The organism is Shinella sp. GW835-FHT14H05 (assembly GCF_058793575.1).
In genome coordinates this window covers 436950-453993 of the sequence record NZ_JBXAFY010000001.1, presented here as the reverse complement: position 1 = coordinate 453993, position 17044 = coordinate 436950, and the positions used below count along the sequence as shown (strand labels likewise).

The following is a 17044-nucleotide window of genomic DNA, read 5'->3' as shown; positions in this document are numbered from 1 at the left end:
GCCACCCGAAAGGGTGGCTTTTTTGCATCGTGGCCTACGGCAAAAGAGAAAGGACCCGGCTCCTTTGCGAACCAGGCCCCCTCACCCCCGGATAACTGGAATTTTACGCAGCCGAGGATTCCCGGCAGTAGAACATCCGCGCGGACGCGGCGGCGACGGACCGATATCGCAGCGCATCGAATGCCTCAGCCGGAAACGTCTCGATCAGATATTTTGCGAATGACACTTTCGCGTCCGGATCGAACCATGGCTGGGCCGTGATATCGTCGAAGATCGACTTCAGCTCGGCAAGCTCTTCTGGCTGATATGACGATTTAACGAAGAGGTGGTCCACTAAGGCCTCCTGACCTGCGGATAAATCGGCAAATCGCTTTGTTTGACGTAATTTTATGGGGCGCTTTGCCTATCGCATGTGCGGAAATTCTAAGCCGAACGGCAAAGTTGTCTATTAAGTTTGACATAGCCAAACCCACATTCACCGTCGGGAATTCACGGCAAAGCTCGACAGGAAGCGACTTGCACGCCGCTACAGTGGCGAGGCGGCAGCCAGTCAAGAATACTGTAATGAAAGGCGAAGTGCGATCCACGGCGACCGATGGATGTTTACGATCCTGGGTGCCTACAAACGTAGGTGGGCGCCATGTGACCAAGCCCACGGGCCGGGTCAGGGACAGCTCCCTTTGGATCGAGTATGGCCCCAGGGATTGTGGTTCCTGTCGGGAAGCGCAGACCGCATCCGATATATAGGCGCAAAGCGGCCTCTTCGCCAGTGGCAATCGTAAGCGTCAGTTGACCGGCGGCTTACCCGAGAGTTTTGCTGCCATGCCCTGGATCTGGCTGGTCAGGTCGCCGAGTGCCTGCGCGATCGCGTCCTCGCTCTTGGAGACCTCGCTCATCACGCCTTCGCGGCCCTTGCGCAGCTCCTCGGCTTCCTTTTCGAGCTTGGTGAGACGGCGGGTGACCTCGTTCAGCTCGTCCATCACCATGATGCCGGCCATGACGGTGAGGCGCAGGTCGCCGATCTCGCCGAACTGTTCCTTGAGGTGGCCGACATACCGATCGAAGCCGGCGGCAAGCTCTTCGAGATGCCCCTCCTGGCCCTCTTCGCAGGCCATGCGATAGGCCTTGCCATCGATCTGTACGGTTACCTGTGCCATGCGGAATTTGTCCTGATTGCTGGGAAGGCGGGCGGCTAGCGGTCGAGCACGGCCCGGATCGTTTCCATGGCGGTGACGAGCCGCCGGGAGACCTCGCGGTTGACCTCCTCCAGGCGGTTGGCGCGGAATTCGGACTGGTCCAATTCCTGGGCGAGCCGCGAGCGGTCGGTGTTCACACGCCGCACCTCGCCCTCGACCTCGCCGTGATCCCGTTCGCGGTCGAAGCGCATGTCGAGCGCATTGTCGAGGGAGGAAATCGCCCTGCGCAACTCCTCGATCGCTGCCCTGACTGTTTCCCCGTTCGTCATAAAGCCTTCACCGGCACTCTCAAAAAACGCGAATCGCCGCCGCCAGCGCCGGTTCTCTCGGCCTGACAGTATTCAACAGCGGGCGGCAGCGTCAACAGCGCGGCAATCCGCGGCGCAAACACCCTGTGGATCAGATAGCGGGACCGCGGCCTCGGCCGCTGTTCAATCGATTTAAAAAACGCTAAGAAATGCGGCGGAATTGGTCGTGGAAACCCGCAAAAGCAGCCGAATTCGTTGACTCCGACGGCGCACCTGCTATGTGTCTCCCGCTTCCTAACCGATGCCCGAAACGGCATCGGCCCTGACACCCCGAAGAATACGGAACAGTCATGATCTCTCGCGAAAAACACGACCGGATGGCGAACGCAATTCGCTTCCTTTCCATGGATGCCGTGGAAAAGGCGAACTCGGGTCATCCCGGCCTGCCCATGGGCGCAGCAGACATCGCAACGGTTCTTTTCACCCGCTTCCTCTCCTTCGATCCGAAGACACCGTCCTGGCCGAACCGTGACCGCTTCGTGCTGTCGGCCGGCCACGGCTCGATGCTCCTCTATTCGCTGCTCTATTTGACCGGCTACGAGGACATCACGATCGACGAGATCAAGAATTTCCGCCAGCTCGGCGCGCGCACCGCCGGTCACCCGGAATACGGCCACGCCGCCGGCATCGAGACGACCACCGGCCCGCTCGGCCAGGGTATTGCCAATGCAGTCGGCATGGCGATCGCCGAGCGCAAGCTGCGCGACGAGTTCGGCGCCGACCTTATCGAGCACTACACCTACGCCATCGTGGGTGACGGCTGCCTCATGGAGGGTATCAGCCAGGAAGCACTCTCGCTCGCCGGCCACCTGAAGCTCAACAAGCTGATCGTGTTCTGGGACGACAACAACATCTCGATCGACGGCCCAATCTCGATTGCCGACTCGACCGACCAGCACGCCCGCTTCCGCGCCTCGCACTGGCACACGATCGCCGTCGACGGCCACGATCCGGACGCAATCGCTGCCGCCATCGAGGAAGCACAGAAGTCCGACAAGCCGACCCTGATCGCCTGCAAGACGACGATCGGTTTTGGCGCGCCGAACAAGGCCGGCACGCACAAGGTGCATGGTTCGCCGCTCGGTGCGGAAGAAATCGCCGCCACCCGCAAGGCGCTGAACTGGGAATCGGAAGCCTTCGTCGTTCCCTCCGACGTGCTCGACGCCTGGCGTCTGGCCGGCCTTCGCTCTGCCAAGACCCACAAGGAATGGGACACCCGCCTCGAAAAGACCGAAGGCGAGAAGAAGGCCCAGTTCGTGCGCCGCTTCGCCGGCGAACTCGAAAGCGGTCTCGACTCGGCGATTGCCGCCTACAAGAAGAAGCTCGCCGAAACCAAACCGAACCCGGCGACCCGCAAGGCCTCCGAGGACGCGCTGGAAGTCATCAACGGCGTGCTCGCCGAAACGATCGGCGGCTCGGCCGACCTGACCGGCTCGAACAACACCAAGACCAGCCAGACCAAGTCGATCACGCCGACCGACTTCTCCGGCCGCTACCTCCACTACGGCGTGCGCGAGCACGGCATGGCGGCCGCCATGAACGGTATCGCGCTGCACGGCGGCCTGATCCCGTATTCCGGCGGCTTCCTGATCTTCTCGGACTATTGCCGTCCGTCGATCCGCCTTGCCGCGCTGATGGGCATCCGCGTCATCCACGTCCTGACCCATGATTCCATCGGTCTCGGCGAAGACGGCCCGACGCACCAGCCTGTCGAGCACATGGCCGCACTGCGCGCCATCCCGAACCTGCTCGTCTTCCGCCCGGCCGATGCCACGGAAACGGCAGAGGTCTGGCAGCTGGCGCTCGAAAGCCACAACCGCCCGTCGGCGATTGCGCTGACCCGCCAGAACCTGATGCCGGTGCGCCTGGAATACGAAGAGGAAAACCTCTCCGCCCGCGGCGCCTACGACCTCGTTTCGGCAAGCGATGCACAGGTCACGATCTTCGCCTCCGGCTCGGAAATCGAGATCGCCGTGAAGGCCCAGCAGACGCTGTCGGCCAAGGGCATCTCGACCCGCGTCGTTTCCGTGCCCTGCGTCGAGCTCTTCGCCGAGCAGCCGGAAGCCTACCAGCAGGCGGTCATCGGCAATTCGCCGGTCAAGATCGCCGTCGAAGCCGGCATCCGCCAGGGCTGGGATCACTTCATCGGCTCCGACGGCATCTTCATCGGCATGTCCTCCTTCGGCGCCTCGGGTCCCTACAAGGAACTCTACAAGCACTTCGGCATCACGCCGGAGGCTGTCGTCGCCGCTGCGGAAGCCAAGCTCGCCTGAGTGTCGCCTGAGTGTCCTGGGGGCGCGGCCACCCGCCGCGCCCGCTCAGACTGCCATTAGATTTTTGATAGGGAGAGACCCCAAATGACTGTGAAAGTTGCCATCAACGGATTCGGCCGCATCGGCCGCAACGTGCTCCGCGCCATCGTCGAATCCGGCCGCACCGACATCGAAGTCGTCGCCGTCAACGATCTCGGCCCGGTCGAGACCAACGCGCATCTCGTTCGCTACGATTCCGTCCACGGCAAGTTCCCGGGTACCGTCACGGTTTCCGGCGACACGATCGACGTCGGCCGCGGCCCGATCCGCGTCACCGCCATCCGTGACCCGAAGGAACTGCCCTGGGGCGACGTCGACATCGCGCTGGAATGCACCGGCCTGTTCACGACGAAGGAAAAGGCCGGCGCGCATCTCGCCAACGGCTCCAAGCGCGTCATCGTCTCCGCACCGTGCGACAATGCCGACAAGACCATCGTCTACGGCGTCAACCACAACACGCTGACCAAGGACGACCTCGTCATCTCGAACGCGTCCTGCACGACGAACTGCCTGGCGCCCGTCGCCTACATTCTCGACAAGGCCTTCGGCATCGAGAAGGGCTACATGACGACGATCCACTCCTACACGGGTGACCAGCCGACGCTCGACACCATGCACAAGGACCTGTACCGCGCCCGCGCTGCAGCCCTGTCCATGATCCCGACCTCGACGGGTGCCGCCAAGGCCGTCGGCCTCGTGCTGCCGCAGCTTGCAGGCAAGCTCGACGGTTCGGCGATCCGCGTGCCGACCCCGAACGTCTCGGTCGTCGACCTGAAGTTCGTGCCGTCGCGCAATGTCACGGCTGACGAAGTCAACGCCGCCATCAAGGCCGCCGCCGAAGGCGAGCTGAAGGGCATCCTGGACTACGTCACCGGCCCGCTCGTCTCCATCGACTTCAACCATGACAGCCATTCCTCGAACTTCGCTGCCGACCAGACCAAGGTGCTGGACGGCAACCTCGTTCGCATCCTGTCCTGGTACGACAACGAGTGGGGCTTCTCGAACCGCATGTCCGACACGGCTGTTGCCCTCGGCAAGCTGATCTAAGGACGCCGATCATGTTCCCGCCCCTCACCCTCAAGACGGTCCGCTGGCGCCCGTTGGAGGGCGAGGGGCTGGAACACCTCACCGTGCGCGCCCTCGACGGCGGCATTCGTGTGGAAAGCGCCGTCATCGGCGAGCGCGAGCCCAGCATTCCCTATGGCGTTCACTACCGGGTCGATCTCGACGCGGCCTGGCATGTCCGGTCCTTCCTGGTGGAGGTCACTACGGGTCAGCGCATCGCGATGACATCGGATGGACAGGGGCACTGGCGATCGGAAGACGGAACGCCGCTTCCCGCCTTCGACGGCTGCATCGACATCGATCTTGCCGGCTCGCCCTTCACCAACACGCTGCCGATCCGCCGCCTAAACCTCGCAAAAGGCGAAAAGAGCCCGCTGCTGACCATGGTCTACGTGCCCTTCGACACGTTCGAGCCCTTTCCGGACGGTCAGTTCTACAACTGCCTCGCGGCGGATGCGCGCTACCTCTTCGAGGAAGAGGACGGCACGTTCACCGCGGAACTTCCGGTCGATGCCGATGGCTTCGTGACCGACTACCCCACCCTATTCGCAAGACTCTGACGGGAGCCCTCCCCCAATGACCTTCAAGACCCTCGACAACCTCACCGACATCGCCGGCAAGCGCGTGCTCGTCCGCGTCGATCTCAACGTACCGGTCAAGGACGGCAAGGTCACCGATGCAACCCGCATCGAGCGCGTCGCGCCGACCATCCTGGAACTGTCGAAGAAGGGCGCCAAGGTTATCCTGCTCGCCCATTTCGGCCGCCCGCAGGGCGCCGTCGTCGCCGACATGTCGCTGGAGCAGATCCTTCCCGCCGTGAACGACGTGCTCGGCACGAAGGTGCATTTCGCCGCCGATTGCATCGGCGAGGCTGCCGCAGCCGCCATCGCATCGCTGCAGAACGGCGACATCCTGCTTCTCGAAAACACCCGCTTCCACAAGGGCGAAGAGAAGAACAACCCGGACTTCACCGCAGCGCTCGCCGCCAATGGCGACCTCTATGTCAACGACGCCTTCTCCGCCGCACACCGCGCCCATGCCTCGACCGAGGGCCTCGCCCACCTCTTGCCCGCCTATGCCGGCCGCACCATGCAGGCCGAGCTCGAAGCGCTGGAAAAGGGCCTCGGCAATCCGTCCCGCCCGGTCGTCGCCATCGTCGGCGGCGCCAAGGTCTCCACCAAGATCGACCTCCTGATGAACCTCGTGAAGCGCGTCGACGCGCTGGTCATCGGCGGCGGCATGGCGAACACCTTCCTCGCCGCCCGCGGCACCAATGTCGGCAAGTCGCTCTGCGAGCATGACCTCGCCGAAACCGCCAAGCAGATCATGATCGAGGCGGCGACCGCCACCTGCGCCATCGTGCTGCCGGAAGACGGCGTCATCGCCCGCGAGTTCAAGGCCAATGCCGAGAACGAAGTGGTCGATGTCAACGCCATTCCCGCCGATGCCATGATGCTCGACGTCGGCCCGAAGACGGTCGAAGCCGTCAATGCCTGGATCTCGCGCGCCGCGACGCTCGTCTGGAACGGCCCGCTCGGCGCCTTCGAAATCGCCCCCTTCGACACGGCGACGGTCTCCGCTGCAAAACACGCCGCCGCCCGCACGAAAGAAGGCAAGCTGGTCTCCGTCGCCGGTGGCGGCGACACCGTCGCAGCCCTCAACCATGCCGGCGTTGCGGACGATTTCACCTATGTCTCGACGGCCGGCGGCGCCTTCCTGGAATGGATGGAAGGCAAACCGCTGCCGGGCGTCGAAATCCTGCACCAGCAGAAATAACGCCGGGGGGCTTGCGCTCAGCCGTAGATCGCCTACATTTCTAGTCAGTATCAACGAACAGAAAGGAAGGTGATCCAATGTCTAATGAGATTTCGGTCTTGGCTTCGGGCATGGGAATTGTGGTGAACGAAACGAGGCAGCCCTCGTTCTGATCCCGCCTTCCTTCGGGTCGCAAGACCCGGGTCCGCACCGGACCAAACCTCATGGGGGCCACCTTCGGGTGGCCCTTTTGCGTTTCGGCTATCTGGTGGCTGTAGGCTCCCCACACCTCCAACGTCATCCTCGGGCTCGACCCGAGGATCCACCGCCCACCCGCGGCATGGATGGTCGGGTCAAGCTCGACCATGACGACAGAGAGGTAGCGGCAACTGGGGACTACGGAGAACCTTCCTTGGGGAAGTTGTTCAAGGCCGGATTAAAACCGTCAGCATCATCAGCACGATGGCGACGACCGCGATCTTCCAGAAATCCGCGCGCCGCTTCAGCCCCGGCAGGCCGATGGGCCGGATGAGATGCAGCAGCATGACGGCGAGCAGCAAAGCGGGAAGGATTTTCGACATGGTGGCCTTTCTCCGCCCTTCCTGTCACACCCGAGACACTTTTCCAAGCGATCAGCGCAGGGTCTGAAAATCGTTCGCGTGTCGCCTTTGTATCTGGCAATCGGCAGCGAGTGCGCTATTCCTTACCCATTGGCGAAACTCACGAAAATATCATGCGTAACAACCTCATCTCCGTCTTCGCGCTTCTCATGGGCACGCTGTTCCTTTTCCTTGGAAACGGCCTGCACGGCCTGCTGCTGCCCATGCGCGGCGCCTTCGAAGGCTATGAGACGACGATGCTCGGCCTGCTCGGCACGTCCTGGGCCTCCGGCTTCGTGCTCGGCTGCCTCATGGCGCCGACCATCGTCAAGCGCATCGGCCATGTGCGCGCCTTTTCCGGCTTCGCCTCGCTGATCGCCATCATCGCGCTCCTGACCGGCATGCTGGTCGATCCCTTCTGGTGGATCGTGCTGCGCGCCGTCACCGGCTTCTCGATTGCCGGCACGTCGATGATCATCGAAAGCTGGCTGAACGAGCGCGCCACGAATGAAAGCCGCGGCCTGATCTTCTCGCTCTATATTGCCATCACGCTCGTCGGCACCGTCGGTGGCCAGATGACGGTGGCGCTCGGCGACGTCACGACGCCGATGCTCTTCATGTTCGCCGGCATTCTCTACTGCTTCGCCATGCTGCCGACGACGCTGTCCACCGCCGCCTCGCCGCAGCCGCTGAAGCAGGTCCGGCTCGATATTCCCGCCCTCTTCCGCACCTCGCCCGTCGCCTGCGTCGGCATCGTGCTGATCGGCATTGCGAACGGCGCCTTCGGCACGCTGGGTGCCGTCTTCGGTGCCAATGCCGGCCTCACCTCCAGCTCGATCGCCATCATGATGAGCGTCGCGATCTTCGCCGGCGCCGTCATGCAGCTTCCGGCCGGCCGCATGTCCGACCGGATCGACCGGCGCATTGTGCTCGCCATCCTGTCGGCCGTCGCCGCCGGGGCCGGCCTCGCCCTCTTCGTCTTCCAGCCGGCCTCCGTCACGGTGCTGCTGGTGCTGACGGCGCTTTACGGCGCGACGGCGAACGCGCTCTACCCGATCGCCGTCTCACACGCCAACGACTTCGCCAGCCCCGAGGACTTCGTGAAGGTGTCGGGCGGCCTGCTGCTGCTTTACGGCATCGGCACGATCATCGGCCCGACGATCGGCGGTCCCATCATGTCGGCCGTCGGCCCCTATGCCCTCTTTATGGTTACCTGCTGGGCGCATATCCTGATCACCGCCTACGCGATCTTCCGCAGCCGCCGCCGCGCCGCAAAGCCCGCCGAGATGCGCGATTCCTACACCACCATCAATCCCGGCACGATGACGACGCCGGAAAGCCTGCAGCTTTCGCCGCGCGCCCTGCCGCAGCAGCAGGCGAGCGACGACCTATCGGAGGAGAAAACGGCATGAGCCTCTTCGACGACGACCGCCCGCAAAAGAAGATCGCCCACGAGATCGGCAGCGACCTTTCGCTCCTCTCGGTGGACGAGCTCGCAGCGCGAATCGCGCTTCTGCGCGAAGAAATTGAACGGCTCGAATCGGAGAAGACGAAGAAGGGTGCGAGCCGTTCGGCGGCCGAAAATCTGTTTCGTTAACCACGCGCCAGATTGCCGCACCCTTGCCGAAAAGGCACAGGAAAGGGCAATCGGACAATAGAGTTAACCGGCCATTAAGCCTTATACGTTATTACTTTTGTCATCCGGTCTTCCGGGTTCAGACATTTTCTCCCTTCGGGGTTTCGGTCTGATTTTTCTCCCTGTTTTACCTTGAGAGCCGCTTTCCGCGGCTCTTTTTTTGTTTGCACGAGGGCGCCACAGGCACCTGTGCCGAAACAATTGTGGAGATTAACCCTTTATTAAGAATGCCCTTGCGCGAATTAGGTTATGGGATCATCCTTGAGACATAAAAGGGCGGCTCGGAACATAGGGCCCTCACCTTCCGTTACCTGCATTGTGATGCGTTCAACAGGGATGACACCATGTCCGATCGTGGATTGAATACCGTCAGCTTCGCTGGCCATGTTGCGTCGTCGGCGCAATTCAAGTCCCTGTACGCCGAAGGCATGGGTCTCGTCGAGGAAACGGCAAGCTATCTGGACGGCGTCGGTCGCCAGGCCTCCAAGGTCCTGCCCCGCATGGCCTCGGTACTCTATGCAGCGGAATCGATGCGGCTGACCACCCGCCTTATGCAGATGGCCTCCTGGCTGCTGCTCCAGCGCGCCGTCAACAATGGCGAGATGAGCCGCGACCAGGTTCTCTCGGAAAAGAACAAGGTGCGCCTCGACAGCTTCAACGTCGACAAGACCGCGCCCGGCTGGAATGACCTGCCGGAAGCCTTCCGCGACCTGATCGAACGGTCGTTGCGCCTGCAGAACCGCATCGCCCTGCTCGACCGCGAAATCTACCGCCCGCAGGACGTCCAGACCTTCTCGCCGGACAACCAGAACAGCGTCCAGGCCCAGCTCAACCTGCTGCAGACCGCCTTCGGCAACAACTGAGCGACAGTCGCAGACGAAATGACAGGACCCGGCTTCGGCCGGGTTTTTCGTTTTTGTCGCACGAATAAAAACAGGCAACAAAAAACCCGGCCGAAGCCGGGTTCTTGAAACCGTCTAGTAGAAGCAGATTAGAGGCCGAGGCCCGAGAAGCGCTTCTTGAACTTGGAAACGCGGCCGCCGCGGTCCAGCATCTGCTGGTTGCCGCCGGTCCAGGCCGGGTGCGAGGTCGGGTCGATTTCGAGGTTCATCGTTGCGCCTTCCGAACCCCAGGTCGAGCGGGTTTCGTACTCGGTGCCGTCGGTCATGACGACCTTGATGACGTGGTAGTCGGGATGGATATCAGCCTTCATGACAATCTTCCTGCTTGTTCCGGGGGCCATTTGTCGCAACGCATTGCGACAGCGGGGCCAAAGACGTAAATGAAGCCGCGGTCGGCTAGACCTACGGCTTCCCAATTCGATGGCGAGCCTATACATGAAGGCCGTCTGGATAACAAGAGCCGAAAGACAATTCGTGCCGCCAGGCACTGGAAACGGGGGTATGGTGTCCGCAGACAGAGAAGCAACCGCGCCGGCGAAAACCGAGCGCCGGACCGTCCGTCCGCTGGGCAGGCTCCTTCCCTATATCGGCCGCTATCGCGGCCTCGTCGCCGGTGCGCTGGTGGCGCTCGTCATGGCTGCGATCACGACGCTCATCCTTCCGCTCGCGGTGCGCCGGATGATCGACCACGGCTTCTCCGGTGCCGATGCGGGCTTCATCAACACCTATTTCATGATGCTCTTCGTGCTGGCCGGCCTGCTCGCGGTCGCCAGCGGCATGCGCTACTATTTCGTCATCACGCTCGGCGAGCGTATCGTCGCGGATCTCCGCCGTGACGTGTTCGCCCATGTGACGAAACTGTCGCCCGCCTTCTTCGATGTGAACCAATCCGGCGAGATCGTCTCGCGGCTCACCGCCGATACAACGCAGATCAAGTCCGCCGTCGGCGCCACCGCTTCGGTCGCATTGCGCAATCTCATCCTCTGTCTGGGTGCGATCGCGATGATGGTCTATACCAGCCCGAAACTGTCCAGCCTCGTCATCGCCGCCATTCCGGTCATCGTCTTCCCGCTCGTCGCCTTCGGCCGCTCGGTGCGCCGCCGCTCGCGCGAGGCGCAGGATACACTCGCCGCAGCCTCCGCCTATGCCGGCGAGGCGATCGGCGCGACCCGCACGCTCCAGGCCTTCAATGCGGAAGAAGCCGCCCGCGCCCGCTTCTTCGGCAATGTCGAAAGCGCCTATGAAGCCGCCCGCGCCGCCATCCGCGCCCGCTCGCTGCTCACGGGTTTTGCGATCGCCATGATCTTCGGCTCCGTCGTCGCCGTCCTGTGGTTCGGCGCCCGCGACGTGCTCGCAGGCAATCTTTCCCCCGGCACGCTCGGCCAGTTCCTGCTCTACGCCGTCTTCGCCGCCGGCAGCCTTGGCGCCCTGTCGGAAGTCTGGGGCGAGCTTTCGCAGGCCGCCGGTGCCGCCGAACGCCTGACCGAACTGCTTGCCGAACAGCCGGCGATCACCGCACCCGCCAATCCGGTCGCCCTACCCCTCCCCGCCCGCGGCGAACTCGCCTTCCAGGACGTGCACTTCTCCTACCCTGCCCGTCCCGGCTACCGCAGCGTCAACGGCCTGAGCTTTGCCGTCAAAGCTGGCGAGACCGTCGCCATCGTCGGCCCCTCCGGCGCTGGCAAGAGCACGATCCTGTCGCTCGTCCTGCGTTTCTACGATCCCGATGCCGGCACGATCACGCTCGACGGCGTGGACCTGCGCGCCGCCGACCCGGAAGAGCTGCGCCGCCGCATCGCGCTGGTGCCGCAGGACGTCACCATCTTCGCCGCGACGATCCGCGACAACATCGCCTTCGGACTGACCAATGTAAGCGACGAGGCCGTGCAGGCCGCCGCCCGCGCCGCGCAGGCGGAAGAGTTCATCGCCCGCCTCGACAAGGGTTACGACACGATGGTCGGCGAACGCGGCGTGACGCTGTCCGGCGGCCAGCGCCAGCGCATCGCGATTGCCCGTGCGATCCTGAAGGATGCTGCGCCGCTCCTGCTGCTCGACGAGGCGACCTCCGCGCTCGATGCCGAAAGCGAGACGCTGGTGCAGAAGGCGCTCGACGGCCAGATGGGCAAGCGCACGACGATCGTCATCGCGCACCGTCTCGCGACCGTGCTCAAGGCCGACCGCATCCTCGTCATGGAGGCGGGCCGCGTCGTCGAGGAGGGCACCCACCAGTCGCTGATCCGCCAGGACGGCCTCTATGCTCGCCTTGCCCGGTTGCAGTTCGATCACGGCGGCCAGGCCTTCCTGGGAGAGGACCGCGCGGCGAGTTAACCGTTACCTGCCCTTGCCTCCCCGGCCTGCCGCCCTATTGTGAAGGAGCGACCTGCGTCACTCTTGGCCCGCGTCACTCTTGGGAGGAGAACCCCGTGGCATTTTCGACGATTACCCGCCGTACCCTCATGGCCCTCGGCACCACCGTGCTGGCATCGCTGGCACTCGGCCTGCCCGCCAGCGCCCAGCAATTTCCCGACCGGACCATCACGCTCGTCGTGCCCTTCGCCGCCGGCGGCTCGACGGACGTGGTCGCGCGCATCATCGCGCAGAAGATGTCGGAAGGGCTTGGCCAGCAGGTCATCGTGGAGAACGTCGGCGGTGCCGGCGGCAGCCTCGGTGCGGACCGCGTGGCGCGCGCGGACCCGGACGGCTACACGATCCTGATGGGAACCGTCGCCACCCACGCGCTGAACCCGCTCATCCTCAAGACCAAACCCTATGATGCGGAAAAAGACTTTGCGCCCGTCTCGCTGCTCGTCGTCGTGCCGAATGTGCTGGTGGTGAACCCGGAACTGCCGGCAAAGAACGTCGAGGAGCTGCTGGCGCTGCTGAAGGCCGATCCGCAGGGCTACAGCTATGCCTCGTCGGGCAACGGCACGCCGCTGCACCTCTCCGGCGAACTCTTCAAGAGCATGGCCGGCGTCAGCATGCAGCATGTGCCCTACAAGGGCTCCGGCCCGGCGCTGAACGACGTGATCGGCAACCAGATCCCGATCATGTTCGACAACCTGCCCTCCTCCTCCGCCCATATCAAGGCCGGCACGTTGCGCGCGCTCGCCGTCACGACGAAGGAACGCGCCGCCTCCTTCCCGGATGTGCCGACCATCGCCGAATCCGGCATTCCGGGCTACGAGACCTATACGTGGAACGCGCTCTTCGCGCCGGCCGGCACGCCGACGGAGGTCGTGGCGAAACTCAACGAGGCGGCCAACAATACGCTGAAGGATCCCGCCGTCATCGAGCGCATGAAGGAATTCAGCGCGACGATCGTCGGTTCCACGCCGGAAGAACTCGGCAAGCATGTGACCGCCGAGCTTGCCAAGTGGAAGCCGGTCGTCGAAGGCGCCAAGATCCAGATGGATTGATCATCTCCGGTCGGCGCTTTCAGGCGCCGACCGCCCTTCCCGCCACGCGGCCGGAAAACAGGCAGCCGCCGAGGAACGTACCCTCCAGCGCATTGTAGCCATGCAGGCCGCCGCCGCCGAATCCGGCCGCCTCGCCCGCCGCATAGAGGCCCGGCACCGGCTTGCCGGAAAGCTCCAGCACCTGCCCGGACAGATTGGTCTGCAAGCCGCCCAGCGTCTTGCGCGTCAGGATGTTGAGCCGCACGGCAATCAGCGGCCCGGCCTTCGGATCGAGCAGGCGGTGCGGCCGCGCCGTGCGCATCAGCCTGTCGCCGAGATAGGCGCGCGCGCCACGGATCGCGGTGACCTGCGCATCCTTGGAGAACGGATTGTCGATCTCCCGGTCACGCGCCTCCACTTCGGCCCGCACCTGCGTTACGTCCAGAAGCGGCTCGCCGGTGAGCCCGTTCATGGCGGAGACGAGGTCTCCGAGATCCTTGCGCACGACGAAATTCGCGCCCTTGTCCATGAAGGCCTGCACCGGGCCGGGCGGATTTCGGCCGAGGCGCTTCAGCAGCAGCGGGATGTCCTTGCCGGTGAGATCGGGGTTCTGCTCGGAGCCGGAGAGCGCAAATTCCTTCTTGATGATCGCCCGCGTCAGGATGAACCAACTGTGGTCGTGGCCGGTCGCTCGGATGGCCTTCAGCGTCGCCAGCGTGTCGAAGCCCGGCATGGCGGGCGCCGGAAAACGCCGGCCCGTCGCATCGAGCCAGAGCGAAGACGGTCCCGGCAGGATGCGGATTCCATGGCCCGGCCAGATCGGGTCCCAGTTTCGGAGGCCCTCGGTATAATGCCACATGCGGTCGCCATTGATGACGGAGCCGCCCGCCGCCTGCGCGATTGCCAGCATGCGCCCGTCGACATGGGCCGGCACGCCGCTCACCATGAAACCCGGCGGCTCGCCGAGACGGTCGCGCGGCCAGTTCTGCCGCACCAGATCCGAATTGCCGCCGATGCCGCCGGAGGCGACAAGCACGGCGCCGGCGCGCAGGCTGAAGTCACCCACAGCCTCGCGTGAGGTCGACCGGCCCCGCGCGGCATTGTCCGGCTTCAGCACCGCGCCATGCGCCCCGACGACGGTGCCATTCTCGACGATGAGGCCGTCGACCCGATGGCGGAAGCGGACGAAGAGCGCCTTGGACGCACGCAGCGCCTCGGCGCGCCGGAAGAAAGGCGCCAGCACGCCGGGACCGGTGCCCCAGGTGACGTGAAAGCGCGGCACCGAATTGCCGTGGCCGGTGGCAAGCCCGCCGCCACGCTCCGCCCAGCCGACGACGGGAAACCAGCGCATGCCCATGGCATGCAGCCACGCCCGTTTCTCGCCGCTGGCGAAATCGAGATAGGCGTCCGCCCACAGGCGCGGCCAATGATCCTCCGGCCGGTCGAAGCCCGCCGAGCCGAACCAGTCCTGCCGGGCAAGCCCGAGGGTGTCGCGAATGCGCAGGCGCCGCTGTTCTGGACTGTCGACGAAAAACAGGCCGCCGAGCGACCAGAAGGCCTGCCCGCCAAGGCTCTGCTCACCCTCCTGGTCGATGACGATGACCTTGAGGCCGCGGCCCGCCGCTTCCGTCGCCGCCACGAGGCCCGCAAGCCCAGCCCCGATTACCAACAGATCGCAATCCACCGCAAAGCCTCCCGCCCCTGTCGGGAAAACTTACGCGCACGTCTGCGTAATATCAACGAAGGCGGCTATCGTTCAGTGAGCTTCAGCTCGATACGCCGATTGGTGGCGCGCGCTGCATCGTCCTGCCCTTCGGCAATGGGCTGGAACTCGCCAAAGCCGGCCGCGACGAGGCGGTTGGCCGGCACGCCGTTGGCAATGAGGAATTTCACGACCGAGGTCGCGCGGGCGGAGGAGAGCTCCCAGTTGTCGCGGTAGCGGCCCGTGCCGGAGAGCGGCACATTGTCGGTATGGCCGTCGACGCGCAGCACCCAGTTGATCTCGGCGGGGATTTCACGCGAAAGGTCGAGCAAAGCGGTGGCAAGCTTGCCCATCTCCGCCTGCCCTTCCGCGTTCAGCTCGTTGCCGCCCGAGGGGAACAGCACTTCCGACTGGAAGACGAAACGGTCGCCGACAATGCGGATATTTTCGCGATCGGAGAGGATTTCGCGCAGGCGGCCGAAGAAGTCGGAGCGGTAGCGGTTGAGCTCCTGCACGCGCTGCGCCAGCGCGACGTTGAGGCGGCGGCCGAGATCGGCGATCTTCGCCTGCGAGGACTGGTCCTTCGCCTCGGAGGCCTGAAGCGCTTCCTCGACGGCGGCGATCTGGCTGCGTAGCGCCGCGATCTGCTGGTTGAGCAGCTCGATCTGGCTCATGGCGCGCGCTGTCACCTGCTTTTCTGCATCTAGCTCGCCTTCCAGCGTGGTCGCGCGGGCCGTGGCGACATCGGAGGCGCCGGCACCGCTGTCAAGCAATTGCTGCAGGCGGGTGCGGTCGCTTTCCGACTGGGCAAGCGAGGCCTGGAGATTGGCAAGCGAATCTTCGAGATCCTGCTTGCCGCTCTTTTCCAGCGCCAGAAGCTGCGTCAGCTCGTTGATCTGGCTGGTCAGCCGGTTCAGCACATCGTCCTTGCCGGAGATTTCGCGGCTCAGGAAGAACTGCGCCAATACGAAAACCGTGAGCAGGAACATGATGGACAGCAGCAGCGTCGACAACGCATCGACGAAACCCGGCCAGTAATCGACCGTCCGCTGGCTGCGCCGGTTGCGGGCGAGCGCCATTTATTCGCCCCCGGCCTTGTGGGCTTTTTCCGTGACGCGTTCCGGCAGTTTCTCCACGGCCTTTTCACCGCTGCGCGCCGCGATCCTGTCGAGCGTACGGCGCAGCGCCTTTGATTCCTCCTGCTGCGCCTCGATCCAGTCGCGCAGCATCTGCTGCTCGCTGCGCATGTTCTTGACGAGACCCTGGATGCCTTCGGCAAGGCTCGCCATCGCCGCGGTCGAACGGCCGGGGCCGCCTTCCTGCGCGAGTTTCAGGATCTGCTGGGCCAGCGCCTGCACGTCGGTGGCGGAGGACGCCGCGAGGTCGGCAGCCGGCTGGAGCTCCGAGCCGACATCGGTGACGGAGGAGAGCCAGTTTTCCAGCTCCGTATAGAAGCGGCTCTGCGCACGGCCGGCCTGAAGGTCGAGGAAGCCGAGAATCAGCGACGAGGAGAGGCCGAAGAGCGATGTCGAGAAGGCCGTGCCCATGCCTTCGAGCGGCGCGGAGAGACCCTCCTTGAGGGCGGCGAGAATATCGTTCGCCGTGCCACCACCAGCATCGAGCGACTGGATGACCGTGCTGATCGAGCCGATCGTGCCGAGCAGGCCCCAGAACGTGCCGAGAAGGCCGAGGAAGACGAGAAGGCCGATGAGGTAGCGCGACGTATCGCGCGATTCGTCGAGGCGGGTGGCGATGGAATCGAGGATGGAGCGCAGGGCCGCCGTCGACAGCGCCATCGAATGGCGCCGGCCGATCAGCGCGCGCATCGGCGCGAGCAGAACCGGATCACGCCCGACTTTTTCCGCGCTGCCGGCGGCACGGAAGGAATTGAACCAGCGCACTTCTGGCCGAAGCGCCAGCACATGGTTGAACACCAGCAGGATGCCGATCAGCAGCACGCCGATGATGAGGCCGTTGAGACCCGGATTGCTGAGGAAGGCCGATTGCGCCTGGCGGAAGAGAATGGCGGCAACGAATCCGACGATGATGAGGAAGATCACCATCGTCCAGAAGAACGCCATGGGGCTCGAGAGTTTGTGGGGATAATCGTCCCCGGACTCGGCCGACCCTCCCCAACCCGACAGCGCCAGCTTAGCCATGTAGTCGCATCTCCA

The 17044-nt window shown here is 64.2% G+C and carries 17 protein-coding genes and 1 other RNA gene; 9 read left to right on the top strand and 9 right to left on the bottom strand.

Annotated elements, in window-relative coordinates:
• Positions 1-103: 103 nt before the first annotated feature.
• The 4 genes from AC1Q6Z_RS02160 to AC1Q6Z_RS02145 form a co-directional block, all read right to left on the bottom strand.
• Entirely contained in the window at positions 104-334 is a 231-nt protein-coding gene (locus AC1Q6Z_RS02160; RefSeq protein WP_492646577.1) for a hypothetical protein, read from the bottom strand.
• A 242-nt stretch (positions 335-576) separates the two neighbouring features.
• A non-coding RNA gene (gene ssrS / locus AC1Q6Z_RS02155) (6S RNA) lies at positions 577-735 on the bottom strand.
• A 50-nt stretch (positions 736-785) separates the two neighbouring features.
• Positions 786-1157, bottom strand: coding sequence for a cell division protein ZapA (locus AC1Q6Z_RS02150; protein ID WP_439615957.1), 372 nt, complete (start codon positions 1155-1157; stop codon positions 786-788).
• Between the two features lie 35 nt (positions 1158-1192).
• Complete coding sequence (locus AC1Q6Z_RS02145) at positions 1193-1465, bottom strand: DUF4164 domain-containing protein (RefSeq protein ID WP_256120977.1); 273 nt, start codon at positions 1463-1465, stop codon at positions 1193-1195.
• A 329-nt stretch (positions 1466-1794) separates the two neighbouring features.
• Between AC1Q6Z_RS02145 and tkt the strand changes: the two genes are divergently transcribed.
• The 4 genes from tkt to AC1Q6Z_RS02125 all read left to right on the top strand — a co-directional run bounded on the left by tkt (position 1795) and on the right by AC1Q6Z_RS02125 (position 6657).
• Positions 1795-3777 carry a transketolase gene (gene tkt / locus AC1Q6Z_RS02140; protein ID WP_256120976.1) on the top strand — a complete coding sequence of 661 codons (1983 nt, stop codon included), beginning with the start codon at positions 1795-1797 and terminating at the stop codon, positions 3775-3777.
• A gap of 84 nt (positions 3778-3861) precedes the next feature.
• Positions 3862-4863, top strand: a complete 1002-nt coding sequence (gene gap, locus AC1Q6Z_RS02135; RefSeq protein WP_023514642.1) for a type I glyceraldehyde-3-phosphate dehydrogenase — start codon at positions 3862-3864, stop codon at positions 4861-4863.
• An 11-nt stretch (positions 4864-4874) separates the two neighbouring features.
• The gene (locus AC1Q6Z_RS02130; protein WP_492646576.1) at positions 4875-5441 is read left to right on the top strand and encodes a putative glycolipid-binding domain-containing protein; all 567 of its coding nucleotides are present in this window, start codon (positions 4875-4877) and stop codon (positions 5439-5441) included.
• A gap of 16 nt (positions 5442-5457) precedes the next feature.
• The gene (locus AC1Q6Z_RS02125) at positions 5458-6657 is read left to right on the top strand and encodes a phosphoglycerate kinase (protein WP_492646575.1); all 1200 of its coding nucleotides are present in this window, start codon (positions 5458-5460) and stop codon (positions 6655-6657) included.
• Between the two features lie 404 nt (positions 6658-7061).
• Here AC1Q6Z_RS02125 and AC1Q6Z_RS02120 read toward each other — a convergent pair whose 3' ends face one another.
• Positions 7062-7217 (bottom strand): hypothetical protein, encoded by a 156-nt coding sequence (locus AC1Q6Z_RS02120; RefSeq protein ID WP_256120972.1) that lies wholly within the window; start codon positions 7215-7217, stop codon positions 7062-7064.
• A gap of 152 nt (positions 7218-7369) precedes the next feature.
• On the opposite strand from AC1Q6Z_RS02120, the gene AC1Q6Z_RS02115 reads away from it, so the two are divergent.
• From AC1Q6Z_RS02115 to rcdA, 3 genes are all read left to right on the top strand, one after another.
• Positions 7370-8647 carry an MFS transporter gene (locus tag AC1Q6Z_RS02115; protein ID WP_256120971.1) on the top strand — a complete coding sequence of 426 codons (1278 nt, stop codon included), beginning with the start codon at positions 7370-7372 and terminating at the stop codon, positions 8645-8647.
• Complete coding sequence (locus AC1Q6Z_RS02110; protein WP_492646574.1) at positions 8644-8832, top strand: DUF1192 domain-containing protein; 189 nt, start codon at positions 8644-8646, stop codon at positions 8830-8832. Before AC1Q6Z_RS02115 ends, AC1Q6Z_RS02110 begins: the two co-directional genes overlap by 4 nt.
• A 383-nt stretch (positions 8833-9215) precedes the next feature.
• Positions 9216-9734 (top strand): protease adaptor protein RcdA, encoded by a 519-nt coding sequence (gene rcdA, locus AC1Q6Z_RS02105; protein WP_439615953.1) that lies wholly within the window; start codon positions 9216-9218, stop codon positions 9732-9734.
• 128 nt (positions 9735-9862) lie between these two features.
• On the opposite strand, the gene rpmE is transcribed toward rcdA, so the two are convergent.
• Positions 9863-10084 carry a 50S ribosomal protein L31 gene (gene rpmE / locus AC1Q6Z_RS02100; RefSeq protein WP_256120968.1) on the bottom strand — a complete coding sequence of 74 codons (222 nt, stop codon included), beginning with the start codon at positions 10082-10084 and terminating at the stop codon, positions 9863-9865.
• A gap of 190 nt (positions 10085-10274) precedes the next feature.
• Between rpmE and AC1Q6Z_RS02095 the strand changes: the two genes are divergently transcribed.
• Together AC1Q6Z_RS02095 and AC1Q6Z_RS02090 are read left to right on the top strand one after the other, a co-directional pair.
• Complete coding sequence (locus AC1Q6Z_RS02095) at positions 10275-12101, top strand: ABC transporter transmembrane domain-containing protein (protein ID WP_492646573.1); 1827 nt, start codon at positions 10275-10277, stop codon at positions 12099-12101.
• 128 nt (positions 12102-12229) lie between these two features.
• Complete coding sequence (locus tag AC1Q6Z_RS02090) at positions 12230-13189, top strand: Bug family tripartite tricarboxylate transporter substrate binding protein (RefSeq protein WP_305112926.1); 960 nt, start codon at positions 12230-12232, stop codon at positions 13187-13189.
• A gap of 19 nt (positions 13190-13208) precedes the next feature.
• Here the strand turns inward: AC1Q6Z_RS02090 and AC1Q6Z_RS02085 are convergent, their stop codons facing one another.
• From AC1Q6Z_RS02085 to AC1Q6Z_RS02075, 3 genes are all read right to left on the bottom strand, one after another.
• Positions 13209-14852: an FAD-binding dehydrogenase gene (locus AC1Q6Z_RS02085; protein ID WP_492646572.1), complete on the bottom strand. Its 1644-nt coding sequence runs from the start codon at positions 14850-14852 to the stop codon at positions 13209-13211.
• Between the two features lie 65 nt (positions 14853-14917).
• The gene (locus tag AC1Q6Z_RS02080) at positions 14918-15949 is read right to left on the bottom strand and encodes a peptidoglycan -binding protein (protein ID WP_256120964.1); all 1032 of its coding nucleotides are present in this window, start codon (positions 15947-15949) and stop codon (positions 14918-14920) included.
• Complete coding sequence (locus AC1Q6Z_RS02075) at positions 15950-17029, bottom strand: flagellar motor protein MotA (protein WP_492646571.1); 1080 nt, start codon at positions 17027-17029, stop codon at positions 15950-15952.
• Positions 17030-17044 lie beyond the last annotated feature (15 nt).